Origin of the sequence: Cupriavidus sp. YAF13, from assembly GCF_052113425.1 — a bacterium.
GTDB lineage: Bacteria > Pseudomonadota > Gammaproteobacteria > Burkholderiales > Burkholderiaceae > Cupriavidus.
Genome location: NZ_JBFRDD010000075.1, coordinates 1 through 25,741, shown reverse-complemented (window position 1 = coordinate 25,741; position 25,741 = coordinate 1). Strand labels below are relative to the sequence as shown.

Below are 25,741 nucleotides of genomic sequence, written 5' to 3'. Positions count from 1 at the left end.
CGCACGGTTGCCTTTACCGCGCCCTCAGCGCAGCAAGCGCCTGCGCAGGAGTATCAGCGCCACCACCAGCGCCACGGCCGCGTAAGCGCCGAGCACGATCAGGTGCAGCGCCAGGTTGTCGACCGGGCGCCCCAGCATGATGGGGCGGATCAACGCCACCGCATGCGCAAGTGGCAGCACCTGGGTGGCGGCCTGCGCGCCCGCGGGCAATTGCTCCAGCGGGAAGAACACGCCGGAGAGCAGCAGCATCGGCGTCATCACCAGTGTCTGGTAGAACATGAAGAAGTCGTAGCTGGGTGCCAGCGCCGTGACGATCATGGCCAGGCTGGCAAACGCGATGCCCGCCAGCACGATCACGGGCAGCGCCAGCAGCGCGCCCGGCAACTGCGCATAACCCAGCACGCCGGCCACCAGCATGATGGCCAGGCCCGACAGCACCGCCTTGCTGGCGGCCCACATGATCTCGCCCAGCACCACGTCGCCGAGCGTTAGCGGCGCATGCATGATGGCTTCCCAGGTGCGCTGCACATGCATGCGCGAGAAGGCGGAATACATCGACTCGAAGCTCGCCGACATCATCACGCTGGACGCCGTGGTGCCGGCCGCGAGGAAGGCGATGTAGGACACGCCGTCGACCTGCCCCACCAGCAGGCCAAGCCCGAGGCCAAGCCCGAACAGGTAGATCATCGGATCGGCCAGGTTGCCGATCATCGAGGGAATCGCCAGCTTCTTCCACACCATGAAGTTGCGGTACCAGACCATGGTCCAGTTGCGCATGTTCATCGGCAGCAGCGGCTGCGGGTAGTGCTGCCGCGGCGCGGCGCCAGGGTGCGCAGCGGTGGCGGCGGCCGGCGCGACGGCGGGGCGGGGGTCTTGTTCGCTCATGTTCATTCCGTTGTCAGTCTGGCCTCAGTCCCGCATTTCGCGGCCGGTCAGCTTGAGGAAGACGTCTTCCAGGTTGGCGGGGCGGTGCAGGTAGCGCACGCCGCTGCGGCCGTGCAGCGCCGCCAGCAATGGCGCGGGCTCCTTGACGTAGCAAAACAGTGTCTCGCCGCTCATCTCGGTGCGCATCGAAAGCGGGTGCAGCTCGCCGCGCAGGGGCTCCAGGTTGTCGCYATACACTTCCACCACGTCGCAGCCGATCTGGCTGTCGATCAGTTCATGCGGCTTGCCTTCGGCGATCTTGCGGCCGCTGTCGATCACGCACAGGTAGTTGCACAAGCGCTCGGCTTCTTCCATGAAATGCGTGGTCAGCAGGATGGTCTTGCCGTTGGCCAGCAGCGATTTCAGGCGCTCCCAGATCAGGTGGCGCGCCTGCGGGTCCAGCCCTGTGGTGGGCTCGTCCATCACCAGCAGGTCGGGGTCGTTGATCAAGGCGCGTGCCACCGTCAGGCGCCGGCGCATGCCGCCCGACAGGTCTCTTACCTGCGCCTTGGCACGGCTCTCCAGCCGCGCGAATTCCAGCAGCGCCGGCACGCGCGCTTCGATCACGGCACGCTCCAGGCCGAAGTAACGGCCAAAGATGCGCAGGTTCTCCACCACAGTGAAATCGGGATCGAGGTTATCGAATTGCGGCACCACGCCCACCCGCATGCGGGCCTGCGGCGCGCGCTGTGGAATCGGCTCGCCGCACAGGGTGAGCGTGCCGCAAGCCGGTGTGGTCAGTCCCAGCAGCAAGCGTAGCGTGGTGGTCTTGCCGGCGCCGTTCGGGCCCAGCAGGCCGAAGCACTGGCCGCGCTGCACGCTCAGGCTGAGATCGTCGACCACGACGGTGTCGCCGTATTGCTTGCTTACATTGCGTAGTTCAAGAATGGCAGTCAAGGCAGGAGCGGGAGTTGGGCGCGCCGCGGGCGCAATATCCATCATTATGCAGGCAGCTGCGCGAATGCTTTGTGGCGCGCTGCAGCAAGAATTCGCGGTTGCGGTTATCTTGCTGGTTCGCGCCGGGGCGCGCATGCTAGCAAGAGCTGCCGCGTGCACGGGACACAAAAACAGATCCAAGCGGATCATGGAGGCAAAGCAGATGAGTGCGCAAGACACGCTGGCACAGTGGCAGGAAGCCGAACGGCTGGCGCGCGCCAGGCTGGCAGGGCCGGGCGTGGCAACGCTCGCGCAGTTAAGCGAACGTGCCGGGCTGCAGTTCTTCGAGGACATGCTGGCCGGCAAGCTGCCGGGTGCGCCGATTGCGCAACTGATGGATTTCTTTCCGGTGGAGTTCGAGGCGGGGCGCTTCGTCTTCCAGGGCACACCCGGCCCACAGCACTACAACCCGATCGGCAGCGTGCATGGTGGCTATGCCGCGACCTTGCTCGATTCCTGCGTGGGTTGCGCTGTCCACACCATGCTGCCGGCCGGCAAGGGCTACACCACCCTGGAGCTGAAGGTGAACTATGTGCGCCCGCTGACTGCCAAGACCGGCCCGATTCGCGCAGAGGGCAAGGTCATCAGCCTGACCACGCAGATCGGGATTGCCGAGGGCCGTATCGTCGACACGCAGGGCAAGCTCTACGCCTACGCCACTACCACCTGCCTGGTCTTTGCGATGCCGGCTGGCTGATGCGTGGCCGGGCCGGCGCCGCTGTCAGCGGCAGGCCGCGTTGCTTATACTGGTGAGTCACCCGCGGGTGCCCATCAACGAAACCTGGAGTCGCAATGTCCTTCGAGCACTGGCTGGCCTTTGTGTTGACAAGCATCGTCGTACTGATCATTCCCGGCCCGACCATCCTGCTGGTGATCGGCGATGCGCTGGCCCATCGTGGCCGATCCGCCTACGCCACCGTGGCTGGCGTTGCCGCGGGCGACCTGACGGCGTTCACGCTGTCGATGGCCGGCCTCGGCGCAGTGCTGGCCACCTCGGCGGCCTTGTTCACGGCGTTGAAGTGGGCCGGTGCGGCTTACCTCGTCTACCTCGGCATCCAGGCCTTGCGCGGTGCCTCGCGTGCCGGCGCCATGGCGGTCACGGCACAGTCCGGGAGCAGCCGCCAGCGCTTTGCCAAGGCGTGGCTGGTCACCGCGCTGAATCCCAAGAGCATCGTGTTCTTCGTGGCCTTCGTGCCGCAGTTCCTTGATGCGCGCCTGGCCTTCTGGCCGCAGGCCGTGGTGCTGATTCCCACCTTCGTGGTGATGGCGACCGCCAACGCCGCTGTCTATGCGCTGCTGGCGCGTGCGCTGGCCAAGCGCCTCACCACCCAGCGCGCCCAGGCCAATGTGCAGCGCGCGGGCGGCATCACGCTGATTGGCGCGGGTGCGCTGATTGCGGCGCGCAGTTGAAGCAGGGGAAGTAGCCAGCCAAGCGGGCCGCCATGCATTGTGCGGCCTGTTTCTTTGCCTGTCGCAGCGGCAAGTGTCGTCGCTTTAGCGCGAAGCAAGGCGGCAGCAAGACGTACGTGCGTCTGGCGCAGTAAAAAAATGAAGAGGGGAGTAAAAGTGCTGGCCGTGTCGCACGCAAAGGGCGAATGCAAGCATGGCGCCGGCCGCGCTCGATCCGATTGGAGCGATGGGCAGGGCGGTATCAGGGCCGGTCGGCGGTTGTCAGGCCACGAAGGGCCGGACATCCGACGGTGCCGCTAAAACAAGAAAAATCCGCCAGGCAATGACTGGCGGATTTATGCGGCCTGCGGCAGAAACGCGTCGAAGCGCGCTCGCCGCTTGCTGTGCCGAATCAGTACATCTTCTTCGGCAACATCTGCATGCGCAGGCGTTTGCGAAGGCGCGATTCCGCGGCTTTCTTCTTGCGCTTGCGCTCGGTCGTGGGCTTCTCGTAAGCGGTACGGCTCTTGAGTTCAACGATCAGGCCGGTCTGGAGGATGGCCCGACGGAAACGCCGCATTGCAACTTCAACGGGCTCACCTGGTTTCAAGACGATCTTAGTCAATTCTGTCCTTTAGCATTGCCGCAAAGCGGCGGGTTCAAACGGGGGAAACATTGGCCGCTTCAGGACCCTTCTTGCCCTGTTGCGACTGGTATTGCACTCGCTGGTTATCTTGCAGCGGAGCACCCCCGCGAACCTGAGAGATGTGGACGAACAAGTCCTTGCCACCAGCGTCCGGGGTGATGAAGCCAAAACCCTTCTGGGCGTTGAAGAACTTGACGGTACCAGTTTCCATGGAAAAATCCTTTTTTGAGCGCAAAGAATGCGCCCACTTGCTTTTACACGTTTACGTAAACGCTGTCAAGAAAGCGTGCCGGAAAAGCTATGCAAATCCGCCAGGGTGGCGTATAGTACGCCCCTCTGACGCGGGGTGGAGCAGTTGGCAGCTCGTCGGGCTCATAACCCGAAGGTCGCAGGTTCAAGTCCTGCCTCCGCAACCAGACCGTATTCTACTAAAAAGCCTGCCCGGAGTCCCGGCAGGCTTTTTGTTTTGTTGCGCGGGCAGATTCCGTCACTACCGCGCTACTACTGCGCCGTCAGGCCGGAAAACGCCATCGCCAGCCAGCCGGCGGCGGCGCAGGCGCCCATCCACGCGAGCAGCACGGTAACAATCGTCGACCATTTCATGGGGGGCGGCTCCTCAACTCGCCGGCTTGCCGGGCATGGCGGGCTCGTCCATGGCTGGCAAGCTGATCACGAAGCGCGCGCCGCCTTTGCGGCTGCTGTCCAGCCTGACCTGGCCGCCATGCAGCAGCGCGATGCGCCGCACAATGGCCAGTCCCAGTCCGAACCCCCCGGTATGACGGTTGCGGCTGGAATCGGGCCTGTGGAAGGGCTCGAAAATGCGGGCGCGCTCCTCCGGCGCAATACCGGGGCCATCGTCCTCCACCGTCAGGGTCAAGGTGCCTGCCGCGTCGGTCTCGGCGTGCAGGTGGATGGCGTTGTGCGCGTAGCGGGCAGCGTTGCGGCAGAGGTTAAGCAGCGCCCGCGCCACCAGCCGCGGATCGCAGACGTGGTGGGCCGCAGGGCCGCTGGCATAGGCCGACAGCGTGAGCTTGTTATCCGCCACCTCGTCGGCCACGCTGGCCGCGACACTGTCGATCAGCTCACTCACCGACACGCGCATCAGCATCATCGGCGCCGCGCCTTGCTCGAGCTGGCCTAGCGTCAGCAGCTCGGTGACCAGCTCGTCGAGCTCGTGCACGTCGCGGCGCAGGTCTTCCAGCCGCAGCACCTGGCGCGCCTGCTCCGCTTCGCCGGTGCCGGCCGACTGCAGCAGCGCGATGCCGAACTCCAGCCGCGCGATTGGCGTCTTCAGCTCGTGCGAGATGCCGTGCATCATTTCGCGCTGGTGCACGATCGAGGCTTCGATCTGTTCGGCCATCTCATTGAATTGCCTGGCGAGCGCGGAGATGTTGGAGCGCCGGGGCAGGTTGGCCCGGGTCGACAGCTTGCCGTTGCCGAAATCCCTTGCCGMCTGCTGCAGCTTGTCCAGATCGCGCCAGTGGTACCACACCCAGGCGATGATCGACAGCAAGGTGGCGAGGGCGATCAAGCCATAGGCCAGCACCGAGATGTTGGTGTGGTCGTCTTCCACGCTGTACGCGTGCAGGATCTGGCCATCGCGCAGCGGCAGGTAGTAGTTCTTTGCGTCCTGGCTTAGCACCAGTTTGCCGGCTGCAAGGTCGCTGCGCTGCTGCGCATCGAGATGCGTCAGGGCGGCGGCGTCGACCAGGTCAAACGCCTCGCGTGCGTGCTTTTGCAGGATGGAAAGCGCGGCTTCGCGCTCGGGGCCCCGTTGCGGCCCGAGGAATTGGGAGAGCGTAAAGGCATAACCCTTGCGGCTTTCCCGTTCGGTCTCGGTGAAATGCTCATGGAACAGCGGGATAAACGTGTTGTCGATGACGGTCACCGCGCCGGCTGCGGCCAGGATCACCAGCAGATAGAGCTTGAGTAGCGAGCGGACCATTCATTCCTCCCATGCCGACGGGCTGAACAGGTAGCCGCGGCCCCAGATGGTCTTGATCTTGTGCGGCTCGGGCGAGGCATCCTCGAAGCGGCGGCGCAGCCGCGAGATGCCGGAGTCGACGGTGCGGTCGATGCCATCGAACTCGATGCCGCGCAACGCCTTGAGGATGTCGTCGCGGCTCAGCACGGTGCCGGCGGCGCGCGCCAGGATCAGCAGCAGGTTGAACTCGGTGGTTTTCAGGTCCACCTCCTGTCCGCGCCATGTCACCTGCCGGTTCGGTGGCGAGATCACCAGCGCGCCGAATACCAGTTCATGGTCCCGTTGCGCGGGCGTGGCGGTCTCGGCAACCCGCTCTGCGGCGGCTCGCCGCAGTAGGGCGCGGGCGCGCGCCACCAGCAGCCTTGGCTCGATGGGCTTGACCACATAGTCGTCGGCGCCGATCTCCAGCCCCGCCACCTGGTCATACGTATCGACGCGCGCGGTCAGGATCAGCACGGGCACGCGCGAGAACGCGCGAATGCCGCGGCACACCTCCATGCCGTCCATATGGGGCAGCATCAGGTCGAGGATGACCAGTGCTGGCCGCAGGGCCTGGACGGCGGCCACCGCGATATCGCCGCGCCGCACCACCTCCACCACGAATTCATAGTTGCCCAGATATTCGCTGACAAGCTGCGCGAGGCGATCGTCGTCCTCGACCAGTAATACCTTGTACTTGGCCATGGTATCGCTCATGACAGGGCTCCCTGGGGCAGAAAAGTGCCGATTCTATCCGGCGAACGACTTGTATTGGGTGCCGGAGACGCTTCAGGACAAATTTGCACAATTGAACAAGATTTCGCGCGATTTCGGGACAGACAGCCCGGCGCGCCATCCTTAATCTGCGTGCTTCGACATCAAGGCGGAGCATCCGTGCAAGAGCAAACAAGAATTCAGGGGGGCGTGGCAAGGTTGGTCATGCCGGTGATCCAGTCTGGCGCGCACATCGTGACGCTCGGTCCGAGCGTGCACTACGGCTCGGGCCGCTACATGCAGACCCTGTTCGGCGTGACCGATGCGCAGGCCGCCAACAGTGCCTTCAGTGCGTATGCCCCCAAGGCGGGCTCCGATGCCGCGACGCTGTCGCTCACATGGAACTACGCCCTTTCCAAGGAATGGTCGGTGCGCACCCTGGTGGCGGCGACACGCCTGCTGGGGGACGCCGCGAAAAGCCCGATTGTGCAGAGCAAGCAGTCGTACTTCGGCATGAGCTCGATCAACTATACGTTCTGAGGAGAACGCCATGATGTGGGATTGGCACGCCAGCCTGCCCGCGCAGGATCTTGCCGCCCGTGCGGGTGCCTGCGACACACGCCTGCCCGGCGTCGATTCGCTGCTGCTGACCGGCGCCACCGGCTTTATCGGCGGCAATGTAATGGTGGCCGCCATCAACGCCGGCCTGGCCCGGCGCTTGCTCTGCCTGGTGCGCGGCGTGGATGCCGAAGATGCACTGGCTCGCCTGCGCGAGAACGCCATCCAATGCGGCCTGTTGCGCAGCCGAGTGGACTGGCTCACCGAGGACAACGTGTTGCTTGGCGCGCTGGACAGCGATTTTGCGCCTGCCGCGCAGGCGCGCCTTGCCGGTGTCACCCATGTCATCAACTGCGCCGCGATGGCCTCGTTCTCCGCCGATGCGCAGGTCACGCGCATCAACGTGCAAGATACGTTGCGCTTTGCCTCGCGCTTCGCGGGCAGCGCAGCCCTGCGGCGCTTCATTCATGTCGGCACCGCCATGGCTTGCGGCACGCAGCGCGGGCCGCGCATTGCCGAGCGGGATGCCGGCCATGGCGGCACCAGCGATCTCAGCCACCTGGTGCCTTACACGCGCAGCAAGCAGGAAGTGGAGGTGCTGCTGCGCAACAGTTTTCCCGGCCTGCCGCTGGTGGTGGCGCGTCCCTCCATCGTGGTGGGGCATACCGTGCTGGGCACGCAGCCCTCGGCCAGCATCTTCTGGCTCTTCCGGATCATCCACCAATCGCGCCGCTACACCGCGGGCCCGCATACCCGCATCGACGTGATCGCGGTGGACGACTGCGCGCGGGCGCTGCTGCGGCTCGCGGTCAAGCCCGAGCTAGCCTTCGATGCCTACCATCTCTCGGCCGGCGCGCGCGCGCCCACCATCGCGCAGGTGATCGCGGCCATGGACGAGGCGGTCGCGAGCGATGGCGAGCCTGCCTATCGCAGGTGCCCGGCCAGCGAGCTACCTGCGCTGGCGAGTGACGTGGCGCGCAAGGAGCGCATCAGCAACCGCCGCCTGATCGAGCGCGCACTGCGGCTGTACTCTGGCTTTGCCGAGCTTGGCTATGTCTTCGACAACGGGCGCATCCGGGAGGAGATCGATTTCGAGCCCTTGTCGATCACGGACTATGTCAGCGAATGCATGCGCACGTCGCGCGGCGTCGGCATCCTCGAGCAGATGAGCTGGGATTTCAAGTCATGATGGGCATGCGTTGCGCCGTGGCCGCCTGCGTCGGCATTGGCCGTGGCACGGTGCTGGCGGGCGGGCTCTGTGCCGTGCTGGCCGCCTGCGGCAGCGGCGGGGATGAGGGCGGGCAGGCACAGGGCGAGCGCTACCGCGCGCAGATTCGCCGCACGAGCTACGGCGTGCCGCATGTGATGGCCAACGATGAAGCGAGCCTGGGTTTCGGCGTGGGCTATGCGCAGGCGGAGGATAGCGTGTGCGTGCTGGCCGACCAGTTCCTGACGGTGGCGGGCGAGCGCGCGCGCTACCTGGGCGGCAGCGCAATGGCTGACCCGGACCGGCTCTTCGACAACCGCGGCTCCGATTTCTTCTACGCGCAGCTCAACCAGGCCAGCGCGCTTGACGACGCGTGGCGCGCGCAGCCGCTCGAAGTGCGCCAGCTGCTCAAGGGCTATGTGGCGGGCTACAACCGCTTCCTGAAGGAAACCGGCCGGCTGGCTTTGCCTCAGGCCTGCCGCAACGCACCGTGGGTGCGGGATATCACCGAGCGCGACCTGTTGCGCCTGATGCGCTTCTACACCTCGCTGGACGGCGCGGTGGCTTTCGCCCCATGGCTGGTGGCTGCCGAGCCGCCGCATGCCGATGCGGCGCCCGAGCCGGCGCGACGCGCGCGGGCCGCGCTAGCGCAAGCGGCGGTGGCAGGACGCGCGAGCGCCTATCGGACCGGCAGCAACGGCGTGGCCCTGGGCCGCGATGCTACCGAGAATGGCCAGGGCATGCTGCTGGGCAATCCCCACTTTCCCTGGCAGGGCATTACGCGCATGGTGCAATTGCATCTCACGCTGCCGGGCCGCATGGATGTGATGGGCGCCACGCTGCCGGGCATACCGCTGGTTGGCATCGGCTTCACGCGCGAGTTTGCCTGGACCCATACCACGACGTCCTCCGCGCACGAAACCTTGTTCGAGCTGGAGCTCGATCCGGCCGATCCCACGCGCTACCGCGTGGGCGGCGCTTACCGGCCGATGCGGCGCCAGCTGGTGACGATCGACGTGCGGCGCGCCGACGGCACCATCGTGCAAGAGTCGCACACGTTTTACTTAAGCGATTTCGGCATGGTGCTGGCGCTGCCGGACAGCGTGCCAGGCTACGGCTGGAGCGCGGCCAAGGCCTACGCCTTGCGCGATGCCAATACCGAGAACCACCGGATGCTGGCCCAGTGGCACGCGATAAACAGTGCGCGTTCGCTGCGGCAGCTCAGGGAGTCGGTCGAGCGTGTCCTTGGCAATCCTTGGAACAACACCATCGCGGTGGACAGCGGCGGCACGGCATTGTTCATGGCGGCAACGCCGGTGCCCAATGTCAGCGAGGCTCAGCTTGCCCAATGCGGGCGCGGCACGGCGGCAGGCAGGTTTGTGCTGCGCGGCACGCAGTTATGCCATTGGGGCGATTATCCAGACACGCCGCAACGCGGCATCGTTGACGCCGCGCATCTGCCGGCCATCGAGCGCCACGACTACGTGCAGAACGCGAACGACAGCGCCTGGCTGACCCAGCCGGCCGCGCCGATCACCGGGTACTCGCCCCTGGTGAGCCAGTCCGGCTATCCGCAAGGCGGGCGCACGCGCATTGGCATCGCGCAGCTGGAAGCCCGGCTCGCGGGCAGCGATGGCCTGCCGGGGCGCCGCATGACGCTGGCGCAACTCAAGGACATGACCCTCAGCAATCGTGTGTACTTCGCGGAGCAGGTGATGGACGACGTGCTCGCGCTGTGCCGCACCACGCCGGTGGCGCAGACGCGCGCTGGCGTGCCGGTCAGGCTGGGCGCCGCCTGCGAACGCCTGGCGCAATGGGATCGACGGGCCGAGCTGGGCAGCAACATTGGCTATCTCTATTTCGAGAAGTTCTTCGCCGCCATCAGCATGCAACCCTCGGTCTGGGCCGTGCCGTTCGATGCGCGCGACCCGGCCCGCACGCCGCGTGGCCTGAAGCTGGGCGATGCCGCCGCCGCGGGGCTGCTGCTGCGGGCGCTGGCCGACGCGGTGCATGCGGTGGATAGCACTGGCATGCGCCCCGATATCACCTGGGGTGAGGTGCAGGGCGCACAGCGCGGCGCGCGCAGGGTTCCGATCCATGGTGGCGCCGATGCGCTGGGTGTCTACAACATGATGGAAACCCGGGATCTGCCCGATGGCAAGCGCGAGGTCGTGCATGGCACCAGTTACCTGCAAGTGGTGTCATTCAGCGTTGCGGGGCCGCATGCCGAAGCGTTCCTTGCCTATTCGCAGTCGTCGGACCCGGCGTCGCCGCATGCCGCCGACCAGACCGAGCGTTTTTCCGGCAAGCGCTGGATCGCCCTGCCATTCACCGATGCCGAGATCAACGCCGACCCTGGTTTCAGCGAGAGGCAGATCGCGCAATGAAGGGAGCCCCCGCACGCGGCGCGCTTGCCCGCCTGGTGCTGGCGTGAACGTGATGCCGGCGGTACTTGCCGCCGGCGCACGAGCTAGGGCGCGTGGGCGGGCAATGGCCCTGCCGGCCCGGCGAGCCGCCCGGGGCGTGCCTTACGGTGCGGCGCCTGTAGAAGTGTTACTCTTTTGAGTGATGCCTACCAGGAGATCACCGTGAGCCGCAAAACCCCCATCGAGCGCTATCGGAACATCGGTATCAGCGCGCATATCGACGCCGGCAAGACCACCACCACCGAACGCATCCTCTTCTACACCGGGGTCAACCACAAGATCGGCGAAGTCCACGACGGCGCGGCCACCATGGACTGGATGGAGCAAGAGCAGGAGCGCGGCATCACCATCACCTCGGCCGCCACCACGGCGTTCTGGAAGGGGATGGCCGGCAATTATCCTGAACATCGCATCAATATCATCGACACCCCCGGGCACGTGGATTTCACGATCGAGGTAGAGCGCTCGATGCGCGTGCTCGATGGTGCCTGCATGGTCTACGACGCGGTGGGCGGGGTGCAGCCGCAGTCGGAAACGGTCTGGCGGCAGGCCAACAAATACAAGGTGCCGCGCATCGCCTTTGTCAACAAGATGGACCGTGTCGGTGCGGACTTCTTCCGGGTGCGCTCGCAGATTGCCGAGCGCCTCAAGGGCGCGCCGGTGCCGGTCCAGATACCGATCGGCGCCGAGGAAGGCTTCCAGGGCGTGATCGACCTGGTCAAGATGAAGGCGACCGTCTGGGACGACACCAGCCAGGGCCTGCACTTCGAATATCGCGAGGTGCCGCCCGAACTGCTGGAACTGGCCAAGGAGTGGCGCGAGAAGATGGTCGAGGCCGCGGCGGAAGCCAGCGATGAGCTGCTGCACAAGTACCTCGGCGGCGAGCCGCTGACGGAGGACGAGATCAGGGCCGCGCTGCGCAAGCGCACCGTTGCCAACGAGATCGTGCCGATGCTGTGCGGCAGCGCGTTCAAGAACAAGGGCGTGCAGACGCTGCTCGATGCGGTGATCGACTACCTGCCGTCGCCGGCGGACGTGCCCGCGATTCTTGGCCATACCGAGGACGACAAGGAGGCTGAGCGCCATCCCAATGACGATGAGCCGTTCTCCGCGCTGGCCTTCAAGATCATGACCGATCCCTTCGTCGGGCAGTTGATCTTCTTCCGCGTCTACTCGGGCGTGGTGAACTCCGGCGACACGGTCTACAACCCGGTCAAGGAAAAGAAGGAGCGGCTGGGGCGGATCCTGCAGATGCACGCCAATGTGCGCAGCGAAATCAAGGAAGTGCGCGCTGGCGACATTGCCGCGGCGGTCGGGCTGAAAGAGGCCACCACCGGTGACACGCTATGCGATCCCGATCATGTGATCATCCTCGAACGCATGAGCTTCCCGGACCCGGTGATCTCGCAGGCGGTCGAGCCCAAGACCAAGGCAGACCAGGAGAAGATGGGCCTGGCGCTGAATCGCCTGGCGCAGGAAGACCCCTCGTTCCGCGTGCATACCGACGAGGAATCGGGCCAGACCATTATCTCCGGCATGGGCGAGCTTCACCTGGAAATCCTGGTGGATCGCATGCGCCGTGAGTTTGGCGTGGAGGCCTCGGTCGGCAAGCCGCAGGTGGCTTACCGCGAGACCATCAAGCAGGGGGTGAAGGACATCGAAGGCAAGTTCGTCAAGCAGTCCGGTGGGCGCGGCCAGTATGGCCACGTGGTGCTCGATCTGGAGCCGCAGGCGCCGGGCAAGGGCTATGAGTTCGTCGACGCCATCAAGGGCGGCGTGGTGCCGCGCGAGTTCATTCCCGCCGTGGACAAGGGCATCCGCGAAACGCTGGCGTCGGGCGTGCTGGCCGGCTACCCGGTGGTGGACGTCAAGGCCACGCTGGTATTCGGCTCCTATCACGATGTCGACTCCAACGAAAACGCCTTCCGCATGGCCGGCTCGATGGCGTTCAAGGAGGGCATGCGCCGCGCCAAGCCGATCTTGCTCGAGCCGATGATGGCAGTGGAGGTCGAAACGCCCGAGGAATTCACTGGCAACGTGATGGGCGACCTGTCGTCGCGCAGGGGTATCGTGCACGGCATGGAGGACATCGCGGGCGGTGGCGGCAAGTCGGTGCGCGCAGAAGTGCCGCTGGCCACCATGTTCGGTTACTCGACCTCGCTGCGGTCCCTGACCCAGGGCCGCGCCACCTACACCATGGAGTTCAAGCACTACACGGAAGCCCCGGCGAGCGTGGCCGAGGCGGTCATCAACAGCCGGCACACGCGCTAGCGTGCATGGAGTGGCCGGGCAGGGAAATGGCGCCGCTCGCCATGCGGCGCCACATCGACTTGATGGGAGAGTGCAATGGCCAAGCATCCGTTTTCCCAATTCCCCCAGGACGAGCAACGAGACGTCGTGACCCTGTGCACGCGGCTCGGCTTTGTGCCGGAGGACTTCGAGATCACTGACGAAGGCTTCCAGCCCGATGACGGCGACCCGGCGCAACGCCAGGTCAGCGTGCGGCGCCCCGCGATGGATGCGCAGAGCGCCTATGACGCGAGCGAAGGGTCCGGCTGGATCGAGGAGTTCGAGAGCGATCTCGAATGCGGCCTGTTCGGGCGGCCTTCAGGGCAGGCGCCAGTCTAGAACCCACGCCCCTCGGCACGCTTAGGCATCATCCTGTACGCTTTTGCAATTACATCGGCGCGGCATCGTGCCGCGCCACAAAAATCGTTCGGAGACAATATATGCAGCAGGGTTTGCCGGCTAGCGTGTCAGCGCTTGTGCGTTCCTTCTGGTCATCTTTTGCGTCTGCCTTTCCGTTGGGTTTTGCCTCATCGTCCCCGGCCGTGCATGCCCGCCGGCGCCGGCAACCTGCCGCGTGGCTCGCCACCGCGTTCCTTGGCCTGCCGGCGTTGGTCGCGGCGCAGGCTGTGGATAGCTATCCCTCCAAGCCGATTCGCGTCGTGGTGCCTTATTCGGCGGGCGGCGGCGCGGACAATGCGGCGCGCGTCATCACCGCCCAGATGAGCGTGCTGCTCAAGCAGCAGGTGGTGATCGACAACAAGCCCGGCGCCAGCGGCACCATCGGCGCCGCGGCGGTCGCCCAGGCGCCGGCCGACGGCTATGTGGTGCTATACGACGCGTCCACCTTCGTTGTCAATCCGGCGCTGCGCAAGCTGCCGTTCGATGCGGCCAAGGATTTTCTGCCGGTCTCGCTGGCGGTCTCGGCGCCCAATATCCTGGTGGTGCCGCCCAACGCCCCCTACAAGACGGTTGGCGAGTTCCTTGGCTACGCACGTCTGCATCCCGGCAAGACAACCTACGCGTCGTACGGTCCCGGCAGCCCCGCGCACATGGTTGGGGAGCTGCTAAAGAGCCAGGCCAAGGTCGACCTGCTGCATGTGCCGTACAAAGGCGGCGCGCCGGCGCTGACCGACGTGATGGGCGGGCAGGTCGATGCCTACTTCGCCAACGCGGCGTCGGGCTTGCCCTATGTGAAGGCCGGCAAGCTGCGGGCGCTGGCGGTGACTTCCGCCAAGCGCATGCCGGCATTGCCTGACGTGCCGACGCTGGTGGAAAGCGGGCTGGCGGGCTTCGACGTGCTGGAGTGGAATGGCTTCTTCGTGCCCAAGGGCACGCCGCCGCAGGTGGTGGAGCGGCTGGCAGCGGCCGTGCAGGCCGCGGTCAACGATCCCAAGGTCCATGCCCGGCTGCTGGATCTCGGCGTGGTGCCGGTCGGCAGCGGTCCGCAGGCCTTCGGGCAATTCCTGCAAACCGAACTGACGCGATGGGCGCGGCTGGTCAAGCAGAACGGCATTGCGATCGAGTAGGGGGAGCTTGGCTGGGCGGGATGTGGCTGCGGGGCTTGGACCCGCAGCGGTTCCGCGGCTGGGTGCGGAGCTGCGGCGCCGAAGCATGATGCATCGGGCAAGTCCGACGCACAAATGGAAAAGGCCCGCAATTTCTTGCGGGCCTTTCACATTCTTTGGCTCCCCGAGCTGGGCTCGAACCAGCGACCTGCGGATTAACAGTCCGTCGCTCTACCAACTGAGCTATCAGGGAACAGCTGAGAAAAGGATTTTAACCAGTTTCTCGTTTATCCGTCAACACCTGCGCCGTAATTTCTTACTGCCGGTGCTGCGGAACTTCTGGTTCCGCCCCGATGTTCCGAGGCAGGGCCGCATTATAGAAGGTCTTTTAGATCTGTGCCATAAAAAAATCGCCCCGAAGGGCGATTTTTTGCATCAAGCACTGAGCCAGGCGCGCCAGGCTCAGTCGAACACCGGCGAATCGACGCCGAGGATCTTGTGCAGCTTCGGCGAAGTGGTCGTGTACTGCATGTGGATCTTCTTCTCGGGGAAGATGTAGGGCGCGGCGCCGAAGGCGGCCAGCGCGGCTTCATGGAAGCCCGAGAGGATCAGTTTCTTCTTGCCGGGGTAGGTATTGATGTCGCCCACCGCGAAGATGCCCGGGATGTTGGTCTCGAACTTCTCCGTGTCCACCTTGATCTGCTTGCGCTCCAGGTCCAGGCCCCATTCGGCGATCGGGCCCAGTTTGGGCGACAGGCCGAAGAACACCAGCAGGTCGTCGAGCGGCAGGCGGCGGGTCACGCCGTCGGCGCCCGTCACCTTGATCTCTGTGAGCAGGCCGTCCTTTTCCTCGTAGCCGCTGATTTGGCCCACCAAGAACTGCATCTCCATCTGCTCGCACAAGTCCTTCATCTTGGCGACCGATGCCGGCGCGGCGCGGAAGCCGTCGCGGCGATGGATCATCACCACGGATTCGGCCTTGCCGACCAGGTCCAGCGTCCAGTCGAGCGCGGAGTCGCCACCGCCGACCACGACCAGGTTGCGGCCGTGGAAGCGGCTCGGATCCTTGACGCGGTAGAACAGCTGCTTGCCGTCGAACTTGTCGATGCCATCCACCTTGACCGTGCGCGGCTGGAATGAACCCACGCCGGCGGCGATGAAGATGGTCTTGGTGATGAAGCGGGTACCGAGCGAGGTTTCGACGAAGAAGCGGCCGTCTTCGCGGCGCTCCACCACAGCCACTTCCTGGCCCAGGTGGAAGGTCGGCTCGAACGGCTCGATCTGCTTGAGCAGGTTGTCCGTCAGTTCCTGGCCGGTGCAGATAGGCACGGCCGGGATGTCGTAGATAGGCTTGTCCGGATAGAGCTCCACGCACTGGCCGCCGACCACCTTGAGGGAGTCGATCACGTGCGCCTTGATTTCGAGCAGGCCCAGTTCGAAGACCTGGAAGAGCCCGACCGGACCGGCACCGACGATCAGCGCGTCGATTTCCAGCGGGTGACCGCCGCCAGCGTTGCCGACGGCAACGTGGTTGGTGGCGTCGGCGACGGGATTAGGGATGCTCAAGTCCATATTCGTCCTGATACGTTGTGGGCACAGGCGTGCCCGGCATTACGGGAAAGCGCGTGGGTGGGGACGGCTTTCTGACCTGTCTTTTGGTGTTGCAGGTATCAGCGTTGCAGGTACTGCAGCTTCTCGGCCGTGTCCTTCCATTCCTCGGCTTCGGCCAGCGGGGCCTTGGTCTTGGTGATGGAGGGCCAGTTGCGTGCCAGTTCGGCGTTCAGGTCGATGAACTGTTGCTGGTCGCCCGGCACGTCTTCCTCGGCGTAAATCGCGTTGACCGGGCATTCCGCCACGCACACCGCGCAGTCGATACACTCATCCGGGTCGATGGCGAGGAAGTTGGGGCCTTCGCGGAAACAATCGACCGGACACACGTCAACGCAGTCGGTATAGCGGCAACGGATGCAGGATTCGGTGACAACGTGAGTCATTTCGGTTCCAGAAAAACGGGATCGGCTTCGATGGGAATGGATTTGGCCTGTTGTGCCTTGCTCATCACGCCGGTGCGGGTCCAACCCAGCGTTCACCGGGTTCACCATACGCAGCGCGAGCGAAGGCCGTGGCCTATCAAAGACCGATATTGTAGCTGAGCCATAACGCTAGGGTAGTCGCTCTATATAGCCAGATCAGATAGTTTTCTTATTTCTTTATGTGCATTTGATCCAAGACAGTTGGCGTCACGCCTGCCGATGTGCTTCTCTGGCCGGTGCGGCGTTGCCGTTGTATGCTGCCTGAGCTTGCCTGCGCGGTATTGCCGCGTGCCCAACCGAGTGAGGAGTGCGCCATGCCAAGACCAGTCCGGGAGTCGCCGCGCAGCTGCCGTTTCAGCCAGGCGGTGAGCGCCTTGCTATGCCTGGCGGCGCTGGCCCTGCCAGCCGCGCATGCGCAGACGCTGGCCAAGGCCGGACCGCCGGACAGCGTGGTGGCCCGCCTGATGGCCTGGCGCACGATGAGCGACAGGCCGGTATCCCTGAGTGCGCTGGCGCTCTTTGACTGGGATGATTTCGGCGTGGTGGTCGAGGCGGCGGGGGAGGGCATGGCCAACTGCGGCCAGGCCGGCTTTCTGCCATGCGACGCCAGCCTGCAGCCCGAGCGCGGCACGCCGGTGCAGGTGCTGGTGTTCCGTCGCGGCACGCAGCGGGTCTACCAGGAGCGCATCACGGCCCGTTCGGCAATCTTCGCCGAACCGCTGCCCGCCGAAGTGCCCCGGGCGCAGGCCACGCTGGTTGGCTGCCCGGGCTATCGCGGGCAGCTCCTGTGGTGCCTGCGCGGCAGCGCGCGGGGGCGCCAGCCTGATCCTTTCCTCGATGGCGCATGAGGCCAGAGCGCCGCGCTTTCGGGTAGCATGGCGCTCTGACCCGGCACTGCCGTTTGGCCCGACATGATCATTACCTCATTGCTCGACACCGACCTGTACAAGTTCACCATGATGCAGGTGGTGCTGCATCACTTCCCGGCGGCACAGGTTGAGTACCGCTTCAAATGCCGCAACGCGGGGGTCGACCTGACGCCCTACGTGGACGAGATCCGTGAAGAGGTGGCGCAGCTCTGCCAGGTCCGCTTTACGCCGGACGAGCTGCAATACCTGCGCGAGCTACGCTTTATCAAGAGCGATTTCGTCGACTTCCTCGGCTTGTTCCACCTCAACGAGAAATACGTGACGATCGCGCCCGCCGCCCCCGGCAGCGGCGAGATCGAGATCACCATTCGCGGGCCGTGGCTGCATACCATCCTCTTCGAGGTGCCGTTGCTGGCCATTGTCAACGAGGTCTATTTCCGCCGCACCCAGCCGCGGCCCGACTGGAACGAAGGGCGCAAGCGCCTGGAAGACAAACTGGCCTTGCTGAAGATGCCTGCCCATGCGGACTGCGTGATCGCCGACTATGGCTCGCGTCGCCGCTTTTCGCGCGACTGGCAGGAAGAGGTGTTGCATACCATGCGCCGGGTACTCGGCCCGCAACTGGCCGGCACCAGCAATGTGCATTTCGCGCGCACGCATAACCTGGTTCCGCTCGGCACCATGGCGCATGAATACCTGCAGGCCTGCCAGGCCCTGGGGCCGCGGCTGCGCGACTCGCAGGTGTTCGCGCTGGAAGTCTGGGCCAAGGAATACCGCGGCGATCTCGGCATTGCCTTGTCCGATACCTATGGCTTTGACGCCTTCCTGCGCGATTTCGACCTGTACTTCTGCAAGCTGTTCGACGGCGTGCGGCACGATTCCGGCGACCCGATCGCCTGGGGCGAACGCATGCTGGCACACTACGCCGCCAGCCGCGTCGACCCGCTGGGCAAGACGCTGATATTTAGCGACAGCCTCGACATCCCGCGCGTGATCGAGCTGTACGAACGCTTTGGCGGGCGCTGCCGGCTTGCCTTCGGCGTGGGCACCAACCTGACCAACGATCTTGGCTACACGCCGCTGCAGATCGTCATCAAGATGACCCGCTGCAATGGACAGCCCGTGGCCAAGCTGTCGGACACGCCCGAGAAGACCATGTGCGACGATCCCGCCTACCTGGCGTACCTGCGGCAGGTGTTCGGCATCAAGGCGCCGGCGTAGCGTTCGCGTTCGATGCAAGCGCGCCGTCGCCGCAGCCTCCAGATCCACTAAGCCAATAGGCCACCAAGCCTCCAAGCCGCCAACCTCCGGAAATCGAACTCATGGACACCACCTCCGCCCGCGATCGCATCTTTGCCCGCATCCGCGCCGCCCAGGGCCGCGCGCCAGGGGTGAGCAACGGCGAGCGCGCGGCGGTGGCCGACTATCTCGCGCGCCATCCCGCCGGCCCCCGTCCGCCGGCGCCGGTGGACCGGATCCAGGCCTTCCACGAGCAGGCGCAGAAAATGGCCTCCACGGTGGAGCGGGTGGCCACGATGGCCGATGTGCCGGCCGCAGCCGCGCGCTACCTGGACAGCCTTGGCCTGGCCCGCCGCGCCGTGGCCTGGGACACCCTGGCGGCACTGGACTGGCAAGGGCAGGGCTTGGCCGTGGAGTGCCGCCCGCCCGTCCGCGATGCGCAGGCCGATCACGACCATGGCGACATGGTCGGCATCACGGGCTGCTTTTGCGCGATTGCCGAGACCGGCTCGCTGATGCTGCTGTCCGGCCCGCAGACCTTCGCTTCGGCGGCGCTGCTGCCGGAGACGCATATCGCGGTGGTGCCGGTCTCGCGCATCGTCGATGGCCTGGAGGACGCCTTCGCGCTGGTGCGCAGCGAGCGCGGGGAGCTGCCCCGTGCCACCAATACCATCAGCGGGCCTTCGCGCACCGGCGACATCGAGCAGACCATCGTGCTTGGCGCGCACGGCCCGTACCGCGTGCACGTGATCCTCGTCGAGCAGGACTGAGCGCGGCAGTCCAGGGCGTCCGGAATCGGCGGAGCCGTGCGGCGATTGCTTTACACTTGAGGGTCTCGCCGCGCGCCTGCGGCCCGCTTGCCGGGCCATTCGGGCTCGTGCGCTTTCTCCGCTCGCGGCCGCCATCAGGCCCTGGGTGACGCAATCCGATACAAGGAGATCCCGCCCGATGCGACGTGCCGCCGCACTGCTACCCCTGCTGTTCACGCTGGCCCCGAGCCTGGTCCATGCCGCCGATCTCGACGGCGCCACGCTGTCGCCAATGTGGGCGTTGCCCTTCGCCGGCACCTTGCTGTCGATCGCGCTGTTCCCGCTGATCGCGCCGCGCTTCTGGCATCACCACTACGGCAAGATCATCGCAGCCTGGGCAGTRCTGTTCCTGGTACCGTTCGCGCAGGCTTTCGGCATGCATGCCGCCGCCGCCAATGCCGTGCACGCGCTGCTGTCGGAGTACATCCCCTTTATCGCGCTGATCGCCGCGCTCTATATCGTGGCCGGCGGCATCTGCGTGCGTGGCAACCTGCACGGCACGCCGCGCCTGAATACCGGCCTGCTGGCGCTCGGCACGGTGCTGGCCAGCCTGATGGGCACCACCGGCGCCGCCATGCTGCTGATCCGGCCGCTGCTGCGCGCCAACGACAACCGCAGGCATGTGGCGCACGTAGTGGTGTTCTTTATTTTCCTGGCGGCCAATGCGGGCGGCGCGCTGACGCCACTGGGCGATCCGCCGCTGTTCCTGGGTTTCCTGAAAGGCGTGGATTTCTTCTGGACCCTGCGCAACATCCTGCCTGAGACGCTGTTCATCTGCATCGCACTGCTGGTGATTTTTTATTTCGTCGATCGCCACTACTACCTGAACAAGGAAGAGGAGTTGCCGCAGGCAGCGGACCCCACGCCCGATTCCGCGGGCATCCGCATCGAGGGCAAGCGCAATTTCGTGCTGCTGCTGGCGGTGGTGGGCCTGGTGTTGATGAGCGGGCTGTGGAAGCCCGGCATTGAATTCAACGTGATGGGCACCATGGTCGGCCTGCCGGCAGCGGTGCGCGATGTGTTGCTGGTGGTAGTGGCGCTCCTGTCCCTGCTGATCACGCCGACCACGGCGCGCACGGGCAACGAATTCAACTGGGAACCGATCCTCGAAGTCGGCAAGCTGTTCGCCGGCATCTTCCTCACCATCATTCCCGTGATCGCCATGCTCAAGGCCGGCACCGACGGCGCCTTCGCCAGCGTGATCCGCATGGTCAGCGATAGCGGCGGCCAGCCCATCGACAGCATGTATTTCTGGGCCACGGGCATTCTTTCGTCCTTCCTGGACAATGCGCCGACCTACCTGGTGTTCTTCAATACCGCGGGCGGCGACCCCGCCACGCTGATGACGCGCGACGCCTCAACGCTCGCGGCTATCTCGGCCGGCGCCGTGTTCATGGGCGCCAATACCTATATCGGCAACGCGCCCAACCTGATGGTCAAGGCAATTGCCGAAAGCCGCGGCGTGCGCATGCCCAGCTTCTTCGGCTACATGCTGTGGTCGATCTGCGTGCTGGTGCCGCTGTTCCTGGTGATGACCTTTATCTTCTTTCGCGTGTGAGTGTGAGCATGACCAAGCCTTCCGTTCTCGTGACCCGCGCCGTCTTTCCCGAAGTGATCGACCGGCTCGCGCAGTACTTCGACGTCGACGACAACCAGCCGGACGTGACGCTGGATGGCGCCGCGCTCAAGGCGCGCCTCGCCGGCAAGTCCGGTGTGCTGGCCAATGCCGCGGACCGCATCGATGCCGGGCTGGTGGCCGGGCTGCCGGCCTTGCGCGCGGTCTGCAACATGGCGGTGGGGTACAACAACCTTGATGTGCCGGCGCTGACCGCCGCCGGGATCGTGGCCACCAATACGCCCGATGTGCTGACCGAGACCACGGCCGATTTCGGCTGGGCCTTGCTGATGGCGACCGCGCGCCGCGTGACCGAGTCCGAGCACTGGCTGCGTGCTGGCAAGTGGGAGCGGTGGAGCTATGACATGTTCCTCGGCATGGACCTGTATCGCAGCACGCTCGGCATCCTTGGCATGGGCCGCATCGGCCAGGCCCTGGCACGCCGTGCTGCGGGGTTTGGCATGTCGGTGCTCTATCACAACCGCAGCCGCTTGGCCCGTGACACCGAGCATGCGCTCAACGCGCGCTACGTCAGCAAGGCCGAGCTGCTGGCACAGTCCGATCATTTGCTGCTGGTGCTGCCGTATAGCGCGCAGAGCCATCACAGCATCGGCGCGGCCGAGCTGGCGCAGATGAAGCCGTCGGCCACGCTGGTCAACCTGGCGCGCGGCGGTGTCGTCGACGATGCCGCGCTGGCCCAGGCGCTGCGCGAACGGCGCATCTTCGCTGCCGGGCTCGACGTGTTCGAGGGCGAGCCGCAGGTCCATCCCGACCTGCTGACGGTGCCCAACGTGGTGCTGACCCCGCATATCGCCAGCGCCTCGGAGAAGACTCGCCGCGCTATGGCGGATCTGGCCGCTGACAACCTGATCGCCGCGCTCGGCGTGGGACCGCAGGCAGGGCAGCCGCCTTCCGTGATCAATCCCGAAGTGATGGCGCACCGCCGCTGATCCTCTCGCTGCCAACACCTGCCAACCTGTTCATGACCTTGATTTCTCTGTTGACCCTGGCCCTTGCACTGGCCGCCGTGCTGCTGCTGGTGGTGTTGCTGCTGCGACCCCGCGTGGCACAGGACGGTGCCGGCCCGGAGCTGTTGCGCCAGCTCGCCGATCTGCGCGCCGAAGGCGCGCGCGGCAATGAGCGCCTGGAGCGCGAGCTGCGCACCGAGGTGACTGAGAGCGCGCGCGTCGGCCGTGGCGAAGCCGGCCAGCAGATGGTGCGTTTCCAGCAGGCTCTGTCCTCGCAGCTCACCAGTATCGCCACGCTGCAGAACAACCAGATCGACATGTTCGCGCAGCAGCTTGCCAAGCTGACCGAGTCCAACGCCCAGCAGCTCGAGCAGGTCCGGCAGAACCTGCTGCAACAGGGCCAGCAGGCGCGCGACGAGCAAGGCAGCGCGCTGCGCCGATTTGGTGACGGGCTGCAGCAGCAGCTGGCGCAGATGTCCGAGGGCAACGAGCGCCGCCTGGGCGAAGTGCGCGCCACGCTGGAGCAGCGGCTCAAGGAGATCGAGGTCAACAACGCGGCCAAGCTCGAGGAGATGCGCCGCACCGTCGATGAGAAGCTGCACGCCACGCTGGAGCAGCGGCTGGGCGAGTCCTTCAAGCTGGTCTCGGACCGGCTCGAGCAGGTGCACCGGGGCCTTGGCGAAATGCAGGCGCTGGCTCAGGGCGTGGGCGACCTCAAGCGGGTGCTGACCAACGTCAAGTCGCGCGGGACATGGGGCGAAGTGCAGCTGGAGATGTTGCTTGAGCAGGTGCTAACCGCCGAGCAGTACGCCAAGAACGTGGAGACGGTGCGCAATACCGGTGCGCGCGTGGAGTTTGCGATTCGCCTGCCGGGCAAGGACGCTGCCGGTGGGCAGGTGTGGCTGCCGATCGATGCCAAGTTCCCAAAGGATCAGTACGAGCGCCTGCTCGACGCGCAGGAACGCGGCGATGTCGATGGCGTGGCGCTGGCCGGGCGCGAACTGGAAGCCGCGATCAAGCGCGAGGCCCAGACGATCTCCGAGAAATACGTGTCGCCGCCGGCCACCACGGACTTCGCCATCCTCTTCCTGCCCACCGAGGGCTTATATGCCGAAGTCTTGCGGCGCCCGGGGCTGGCCGACCTGCTGCAGCGCAATTTCCGCGTGACAGTAGCCGGGCYGACCACGCTGGCCGCGTTGCTCAACAGTTTGCAGATGGGGTTCCGCACCCTGGCGCTGGAGCGCCGCTCAAGCGAAGTCTGGGAGGTGCTGGGCGCGGTCAAGACCGAGTTCGGCAAGTTCGGCGATGTGCTGGCCAAGACCCGCGACACGTTGGAACGCGCTGCCCGCAACATCGAGCAGGCCGAGGTGCGTACGCGCCAGATGGAGCGCAAGCTGCGCACCGTGGAAGCGTTGCCGGGCGAGAACGCGCAGGAACTGCTCGGCCTGGCCGCCGTGGCGGATGACGAGGCCGCAGGCGGTTGAGGGGCAAAGAACGCTGGCGCCGGGCAAAAAAAAGCGCATCGATTCGATGCGCTTTTTACGTTTCGGCGGCTGGCCGGTTCAGGACAAGTCGCGGATTGTCACCTCGATGCCGCCGAAACGCGCTGCCACCCAGTTGTAGGCCTTGCAGGCGAGCCAGAGCAGGCCGAAACCGATCAGCGCATTGAGAATCAGTGCGGTGAAGACGGTGATGCCGGGCAGGTCGCCATAGCGGATAAAGGCCACGAACAGGCCCAGCGAGACGATGGGTACCGAAAAACACAGGTACACGAGCACGAGCGCGCGGGCGGTTTTGACCGGGTGGAGGTACGCAATCTCCTGATTCATGACAGCTTGGGCAGTAAGCAAAGTAATGTTGCGCAAGTGTATCCAATGGGGGGGGCGGCGCATAGTCCGGCACTCGCGGGGTACGGAAAACCGCCAATATGCTTGCTAAACCCCGGCAAAACTGCTGCACAAAAACGACACAAAGGTGCAGCCAGCGTACCGTGGCGGGCTTTCTGCCAGCGCTTACATCAGCCCGTCGAACAGCATGACTTCGACCTCGTCGCCGGCGGCGACCATGCCCTGTTCGTGCCCCAGCACGATGAAGCAATTGGCCTCGCTCATCGAGCGCAGCACGCCCGAGCCCTGCTGCCCGGTGATGCTCACCTGCCAGCCGCCYTCCGGGGCCGGCGCCAGGATGCCGCGCTGGTATTCGGTGCGGCCAGGTTTCTTGCGGATCGCCTGGGCGCTGCGCACGCGCATCAGCGGCAGGGGCGCCACCTTGGCGCCCATCTGGCGGTGCAGGGCGGCCCGCACGAAGTGATAGAASGTCACCATCACYGCCACTGGGTTGCCTGGCAGGCCGAACAGCAGCGCTTCGCGGCCGTGGGAAGCRATGCGGCCGAAGGCCATGGGCCGCCCGGGGCGCATGGCGATCTTCCAGAAGGTCACATCGCCAAGCTGGGCCATGATCTGCTTGGTGTAGTCGGCTTCTCCCACCGAGACGCCGCCCGAGGTGATGACCGCGTCGGCGTTTTCGCACGCGCTGCGCAATGCCGCTTCRAGCGCGGCGGGATCGTCGGGCACCACGCCCATGTCGATCAGGTCGACGTTCAGCCGCCGCAGCATGCCGTGCAGCGTGTAGCGGTTCGAGTCGTAGACGCAGCCCGCATCGAGYGGCTCGCCAATGGAGCGCAGTTCRTCGCCRGTGGAGAAGAACGCCACGCGCAGGCGGCGCCGCACCTTGACTTCGGCCACGCCCAGCGACGCCAGCAGGCCAAGGTCGGCCGGCTGCAGGATGCGTCCGGCGGCCAGTGCCGGCTGGCCGATGGCGAGGTCTTCGCCGCGCAGGCGGCGGTTGTCGCCGGCCCGTACCGCCTTGGCGTCAAAGCGAATCCGCTCGCCTTCGACGTCGACGTCGACGAATTCCTGGGGAATCACCGTGTCGCAGCCGGCCGGCATGATGGCGCCCGTCATGATGCGCGCAGCCTGGCCGCGCGCGACCGCTTGCTCGCAGGCAGCACCGGCAAAGGCGCTGCCGACCACCGTCAGGGTCACGTTGCCGCCCGCGGCCAACTCGCTGCTGGCGAACGCATAGCCGTCCATGGCGGCGTTGTCGTGCGCGGGCACGTCCAGCCTGGAGATGACGTCTTCGGCCAGCACGCGGTCGAACGCTGTGCGCAGGGCGACCTGCTCGGTGCCCCTCACGGGCTCGACCACCTCGCCGATGATCTGGTTGGCCTGCGCCACCGGCAACGCACCGGGATCGTAGTCGGACAGGCAGGAAATGACGGATTGTAGTGATGGCATGGAGCGGTTTTGATATAGGCAGGATTGGCTGCGGTACTGCGGCGCCCGAGGCGCTTCGTTGCTTCGTTGCTTAGGTGCTTAGATGCCGTCAGCCGCCRATATASGACATCTCGATCTTGTTCTCGGYACGCRCCTGCCGCACCGCGGGGTCGCTGCGYTGTTCCGAGTAGTGATCGGTGCGCCCTTGCCAGACCSCGGCAATGGCRTTGGAGATTTCCAGGTCGCTATGCTCGCCGCGCAGCAGCGCGCGCAGGTCGTAGCCTTCGGTGGCGAACAGGCACAGGTAGAGCCGGCCTTCGGTCGACAGGCGGATGCGGCTGCAGTCGCCGCAGAAGGCGTGGGTGACGCTGGAGAT

Annotated in this window: 24 protein-coding genes, 2 tRNA genes and 1 pseudogene; 15 read left to right on the top strand and 12 right to left on the bottom strand. The window is 65.5% G+C overall.

Annotated features, from left to right (window positions below; translation table 11 throughout):
* Positions 1–24 precede the first annotated feature (24 nt).
* Both AB4061_RS36820 and nodI read right to left on the bottom strand, forming a co-directional pair.
* Complete coding sequence (locus AB4061_RS36820; protein WP_441641049.1) at positions 25–885, bottom strand: ABC transporter permease; 861 nt, start codon at positions 883–885, stop codon at positions 25–27.
* Positions 886–909: 24 nt separating this feature from the next.
* Positions 910–1,821, bottom strand: a complete 912-nt coding sequence (nodI, locus tag AB4061_RS36815) for a nodulation factor ABC transporter ATP-binding protein NodI (protein ID WP_441641048.1) — start codon at positions 1,819–1,821, stop codon at positions 910–912.
* A 202-nt stretch (positions 1,822–2,023) separates the two neighbouring features.
* Between nodI and AB4061_RS36810 the strand changes: the two genes are divergently transcribed.
* Together AB4061_RS36810 and AB4061_RS36805 are read left to right on the top strand one after the other, a co-directional pair.
* Positions 2,024–2,557, top strand: coding sequence for a PaaI family thioesterase (locus tag AB4061_RS36810; RefSeq protein WP_441641047.1), 534 nt, complete (start codon positions 2,024–2,026; stop codon positions 2,555–2,557).
* A gap of 95 nt (positions 2,558–2,652) precedes the next feature.
* Positions 2,653–3,270: a LysE family translocator gene (locus AB4061_RS36805; protein WP_174425066.1), complete on the top strand. Its 618-nt coding sequence runs from the start codon at positions 2,653–2,655 to the stop codon at positions 3,268–3,270.
* Positions 3,271–3,661: 391 nt separating this feature from the next.
* Here AB4061_RS36805 and rpsU read toward each other — a convergent pair whose 3' ends face one another.
* Together rpsU and AB4061_RS36795 are read right to left on the bottom strand one after the other, a co-directional pair.
* On the bottom strand, positions 3,662–3,874 hold the full coding sequence (gene rpsU, locus AB4061_RS36800; protein ID WP_006158571.1) for a 30S ribosomal protein S21: 213 nt from the start codon (positions 3,872–3,874) through the stop codon (positions 3,662–3,664).
* 34 nt (positions 3,875–3,908) lie between these two features.
* Positions 3,909–4,106, bottom strand: a complete 198-nt coding sequence (locus AB4061_RS36795; protein ID WP_006158572.1) for a cold-shock protein — start codon at positions 4,104–4,106, stop codon at positions 3,909–3,911.
* Between the two features lie 129 nt (positions 4,107–4,235).
* On the opposite strand from AB4061_RS36795, the gene AB4061_RS36790 reads away from it, so the two are divergent.
* Positions 4,236–4,311: transfer RNA gene (locus AB4061_RS36790), tRNA-Met, on the top strand.
* 200 nt (positions 4,312–4,511) lie between these two features.
* On the opposite strand, the gene AB4061_RS36785 is transcribed toward AB4061_RS36790, so the two are convergent.
* Positions 4,512–5,840 (bottom strand): ATP-binding protein, encoded by a 1,329-nt coding sequence (locus AB4061_RS36785; protein WP_441641046.1) that lies wholly within the window; start codon positions 5,838–5,840, stop codon positions 4,512–4,514.
* Entirely contained in the window at positions 5,841–6,575 is a 735-nt protein-coding gene (locus AB4061_RS36780; protein ID WP_150983133.1) for a response regulator, read from the bottom strand.
* A gap of 24 nt (positions 6,576–6,599) precedes the next feature.
* Between AB4061_RS36780 and AB4061_RS36775 the strand changes: the two genes are divergently transcribed.
* From AB4061_RS36775 to AB4061_RS36750, 6 genes are all read left to right on the top strand, one after another.
* Entirely contained in the window at positions 6,600–7,112 is a 513-nt protein-coding gene (locus AB4061_RS36775) for a MipA/OmpV family protein (protein ID WP_441641045.1), read from the top strand.
* Positions 7,113–7,122: 10 nt separating this feature from the next.
* Positions 7,123–8,319, top strand: coding sequence for an SDR family oxidoreductase (locus AB4061_RS36770; RefSeq protein WP_441641044.1), 1,197 nt, complete (start codon positions 7,123–7,125; stop codon positions 8,317–8,319).
* Positions 8,316–10,724: a penicillin acylase family protein gene (locus AB4061_RS36765; protein WP_441641043.1), complete on the top strand. Its 2,409-nt coding sequence runs from the start codon at positions 8,316–8,318 to the stop codon at positions 10,722–10,724. The genes AB4061_RS36770 and AB4061_RS36765 overlap by 4 nt, the downstream gene beginning before the upstream one ends.
* A gap of 201 nt (positions 10,725–10,925) precedes the next feature.
* Positions 10,926–13,034, top strand: a complete 2,109-nt coding sequence (gene fusA, locus AB4061_RS36760) for an elongation factor G (protein ID WP_441641042.1) — start codon at positions 10,926–10,928, stop codon at positions 13,032–13,034.
* A 75-nt stretch (positions 13,035–13,109) separates the two neighbouring features.
* Positions 13,110–13,391, top strand: coding sequence for a hypothetical protein (locus AB4061_RS36755; RefSeq protein WP_441641041.1), 282 nt, complete (start codon positions 13,110–13,112; stop codon positions 13,389–13,391).
* 260 nt (positions 13,392–13,651) lie between these two features.
* Positions 13,652–14,578 (top strand): tripartite tricarboxylate transporter substrate binding protein, encoded by a 927-nt coding sequence (locus AB4061_RS36750; protein ID WP_441641055.1) that lies wholly within the window; start codon positions 13,652–13,654, stop codon positions 14,576–14,578.
* Between the two features lie 156 nt (positions 14,579–14,734).
* Here AB4061_RS36750 and AB4061_RS36745 read toward each other — a convergent pair.
* The 3 genes from AB4061_RS36745 to fdxA form a co-directional block, all read right to left on the bottom strand.
* A tRNA-Asn gene (locus AB4061_RS36745) sits at positions 14,735–14,810 on the bottom strand.
* 209 nt (positions 14,811–15,019) lie between these two features.
* Entirely contained in the window at positions 15,020–16,129 is a 1,110-nt protein-coding gene (locus AB4061_RS36740) for an NAD(P)/FAD-dependent oxidoreductase (RefSeq protein ID WP_441641040.1), read from the bottom strand.
* A 98-nt stretch (positions 16,130–16,227) separates the two neighbouring features.
* Positions 16,228–16,551, bottom strand: coding sequence for a ferredoxin FdxA (gene fdxA, locus AB4061_RS36735; protein ID WP_043347955.1), 324 nt, complete (start codon positions 16,549–16,551; stop codon positions 16,228–16,230).
* 353 nt (positions 16,552–16,904) lie between these two features.
* Between fdxA and AB4061_RS36730 the strand changes: the two genes are divergently transcribed.
* The 6 genes from AB4061_RS36730 (at position 16,905) to rmuC (ending at position 23,574) form a co-directional block, all read left to right on the top strand.
* Positions 16,905–17,438, top strand: coding sequence for a hypothetical protein (locus AB4061_RS36730; RefSeq protein WP_441641039.1), 534 nt, complete (start codon positions 16,905–16,907; stop codon positions 17,436–17,438).
* Between the two features lie 63 nt (positions 17,439–17,501).
* The gene (gene pncB, locus AB4061_RS36725; protein ID WP_441641038.1) at positions 17,502–18,680 is read left to right on the top strand and encodes a nicotinate phosphoribosyltransferase; all 1,179 of its coding nucleotides are present in this window, start codon (positions 17,502–17,504) and stop codon (positions 18,678–18,680) included.
* Between the two features lie 101 nt (positions 18,681–18,781).
* Positions 18,782–19,468: a LutC/YkgG family protein gene (locus AB4061_RS36720; protein ID WP_441641037.1), complete on the top strand. Its 687-nt coding sequence runs from the start codon at positions 18,782–18,784 to the stop codon at positions 19,466–19,468.
* A gap of 178 nt (positions 19,469–19,646) precedes the next feature.
* Positions 19,647–21,065 (top strand): sodium:proton antiporter, encoded by a 1,419-nt coding sequence (locus AB4061_RS36715; RefSeq protein WP_441641036.1) that lies wholly within the window; start codon positions 19,647–19,649, stop codon positions 21,063–21,065.
* Between the two features lie 8 nt (positions 21,066–21,073).
* Positions 21,074–22,072, top strand: coding sequence for a 2-hydroxyacid dehydrogenase (locus tag AB4061_RS36710; protein ID WP_441641035.1), 999 nt, complete (start codon positions 21,074–21,076; stop codon positions 22,070–22,072).
* Between the two features lie 32 nt (positions 22,073–22,104).
* Positions 22,105–23,574, top strand: coding sequence for a DNA recombination protein RmuC (rmuC, locus tag AB4061_RS36705; RefSeq protein WP_441641034.1), 1,470 nt, complete (start codon positions 22,105–22,107; stop codon positions 23,572–23,574).
* A 78-nt stretch (positions 23,575–23,652) separates the two neighbouring features.
* Here rmuC and AB4061_RS36700 read toward each other — a convergent pair whose 3' ends face one another.
* The 3 genes and pseudogenes from AB4061_RS36700 to AB4061_RS36690 all read right to left on the bottom strand — a co-directional run.
* A complete protein-coding gene (locus tag AB4061_RS36700; protein ID WP_006158586.1) occupies positions 23,653–23,919 on the bottom strand; it encodes a hypothetical protein in 267 nt (88 codons plus the stop codon).
* Positions 23,920–24,102: 183 nt separating this feature from the next.
* Complete coding sequence (gene moeA, locus AB4061_RS36695; protein WP_441641033.1) at positions 24,103–25,386, bottom strand: molybdopterin molybdotransferase MoeA; 1,284 nt, start codon at positions 25,384–25,386, stop codon at positions 24,103–24,105.
* An 88-nt stretch (positions 25,387–25,474) separates the two neighbouring features.
* Positions 25,475–25,741, bottom strand: a pseudogene (locus tag AB4061_RS36690) (GTP 3',8-cyclase MoaA); the annotation flags it as partial.

Excerpts from the sequence above, each read along its gene's own strand:
- AB4061_RS36820 (WP_441641049.1), bottom strand. The coding sequence starts at position 885 with ATGAGCGAACAAGACCCCCGCCCCGCCGTCGCGCCGGCCGCCGCCACC.
- AB4061_RS36810 (WP_441641047.1), top strand. The coding sequence starts at position 2,024 with ATGAGTGCGCAAGACACGCTGGCACAGTGGCAGGAAGCCGAACGGCTG.
- AB4061_RS36805 (WP_174425066.1), top strand. The coding sequence starts at position 2,653 with ATGTCCTTCGAGCACTGGCTGGCCTTTGTGTTGACAAGCATCGTCGTA.
- AB4061_RS36795 (WP_006158572.1), bottom strand. The coding sequence starts at position 4,106 with ATGGAAACTGGTACCGTCAAGTTCTTCAACGCCCAGAAGGGTTTTGGC.
- AB4061_RS36780 (WP_150983133.1), bottom strand. The coding sequence starts at position 6,575 with ATGAGCGATACCATGGCCAAGTACAAGGTATTACTGGTCGAGGACGAC.
- AB4061_RS36770 (WP_441641044.1), top strand. The coding sequence starts at position 7,123 with ATGATGTGGGATTGGCACGCCAGCCTGCCCGCGCAGGATCTTGCCGCC.
- AB4061_RS36765 (WP_441641043.1), top strand. The coding sequence starts at position 8,316 with ATGATGGGCATGCGTTGCGCCGTGGCCGCCTGCGTCGGCATTGGCCGT.
- AB4061_RS36755 (WP_441641041.1), top strand. The coding sequence starts at position 13,110 with ATGGCCAAGCATCCGTTTTCCCAATTCCCCCAGGACGAGCAACGAGAC.
- AB4061_RS36740 (WP_441641040.1), bottom strand. The coding sequence starts at position 16,129 with ATGGACTTGAGCATCCCTAATCCCGTCGCCGACGCCACCAACCACGTT.
- fdxA (WP_043347955.1), bottom strand. The coding sequence starts at position 16,551 with ATGACTCACGTTGTCACCGAATCCTGCATCCGTTGCCGCTATACCGAC.
- AB4061_RS36730 (WP_441641039.1), top strand. The coding sequence starts at position 16,905 with ATGCCAAGACCAGTCCGGGAGTCGCCGCGCAGCTGCCGTTTCAGCCAG.
- pncB (WP_441641038.1), top strand. The coding sequence starts at position 17,502 with ATGATCATTACCTCATTGCTCGACACCGACCTGTACAAGTTCACCATG.
- AB4061_RS36720 (WP_441641037.1), top strand. The coding sequence starts at position 18,782 with ATGGACACCACCTCCGCCCGCGATCGCATCTTTGCCCGCATCCGCGCC.
- AB4061_RS36710 (WP_441641035.1), top strand. The coding sequence starts at position 21,074 with ATGACCAAGCCTTCCGTTCTCGTGACCCGCGCCGTCTTTCCCGAAGTG.
- AB4061_RS36700 (WP_006158586.1), bottom strand. The coding sequence starts at position 23,919 with ATGAATCAGGAGATTGCGTACCTCCACCCGGTCAAAACCGCCCGCGCG.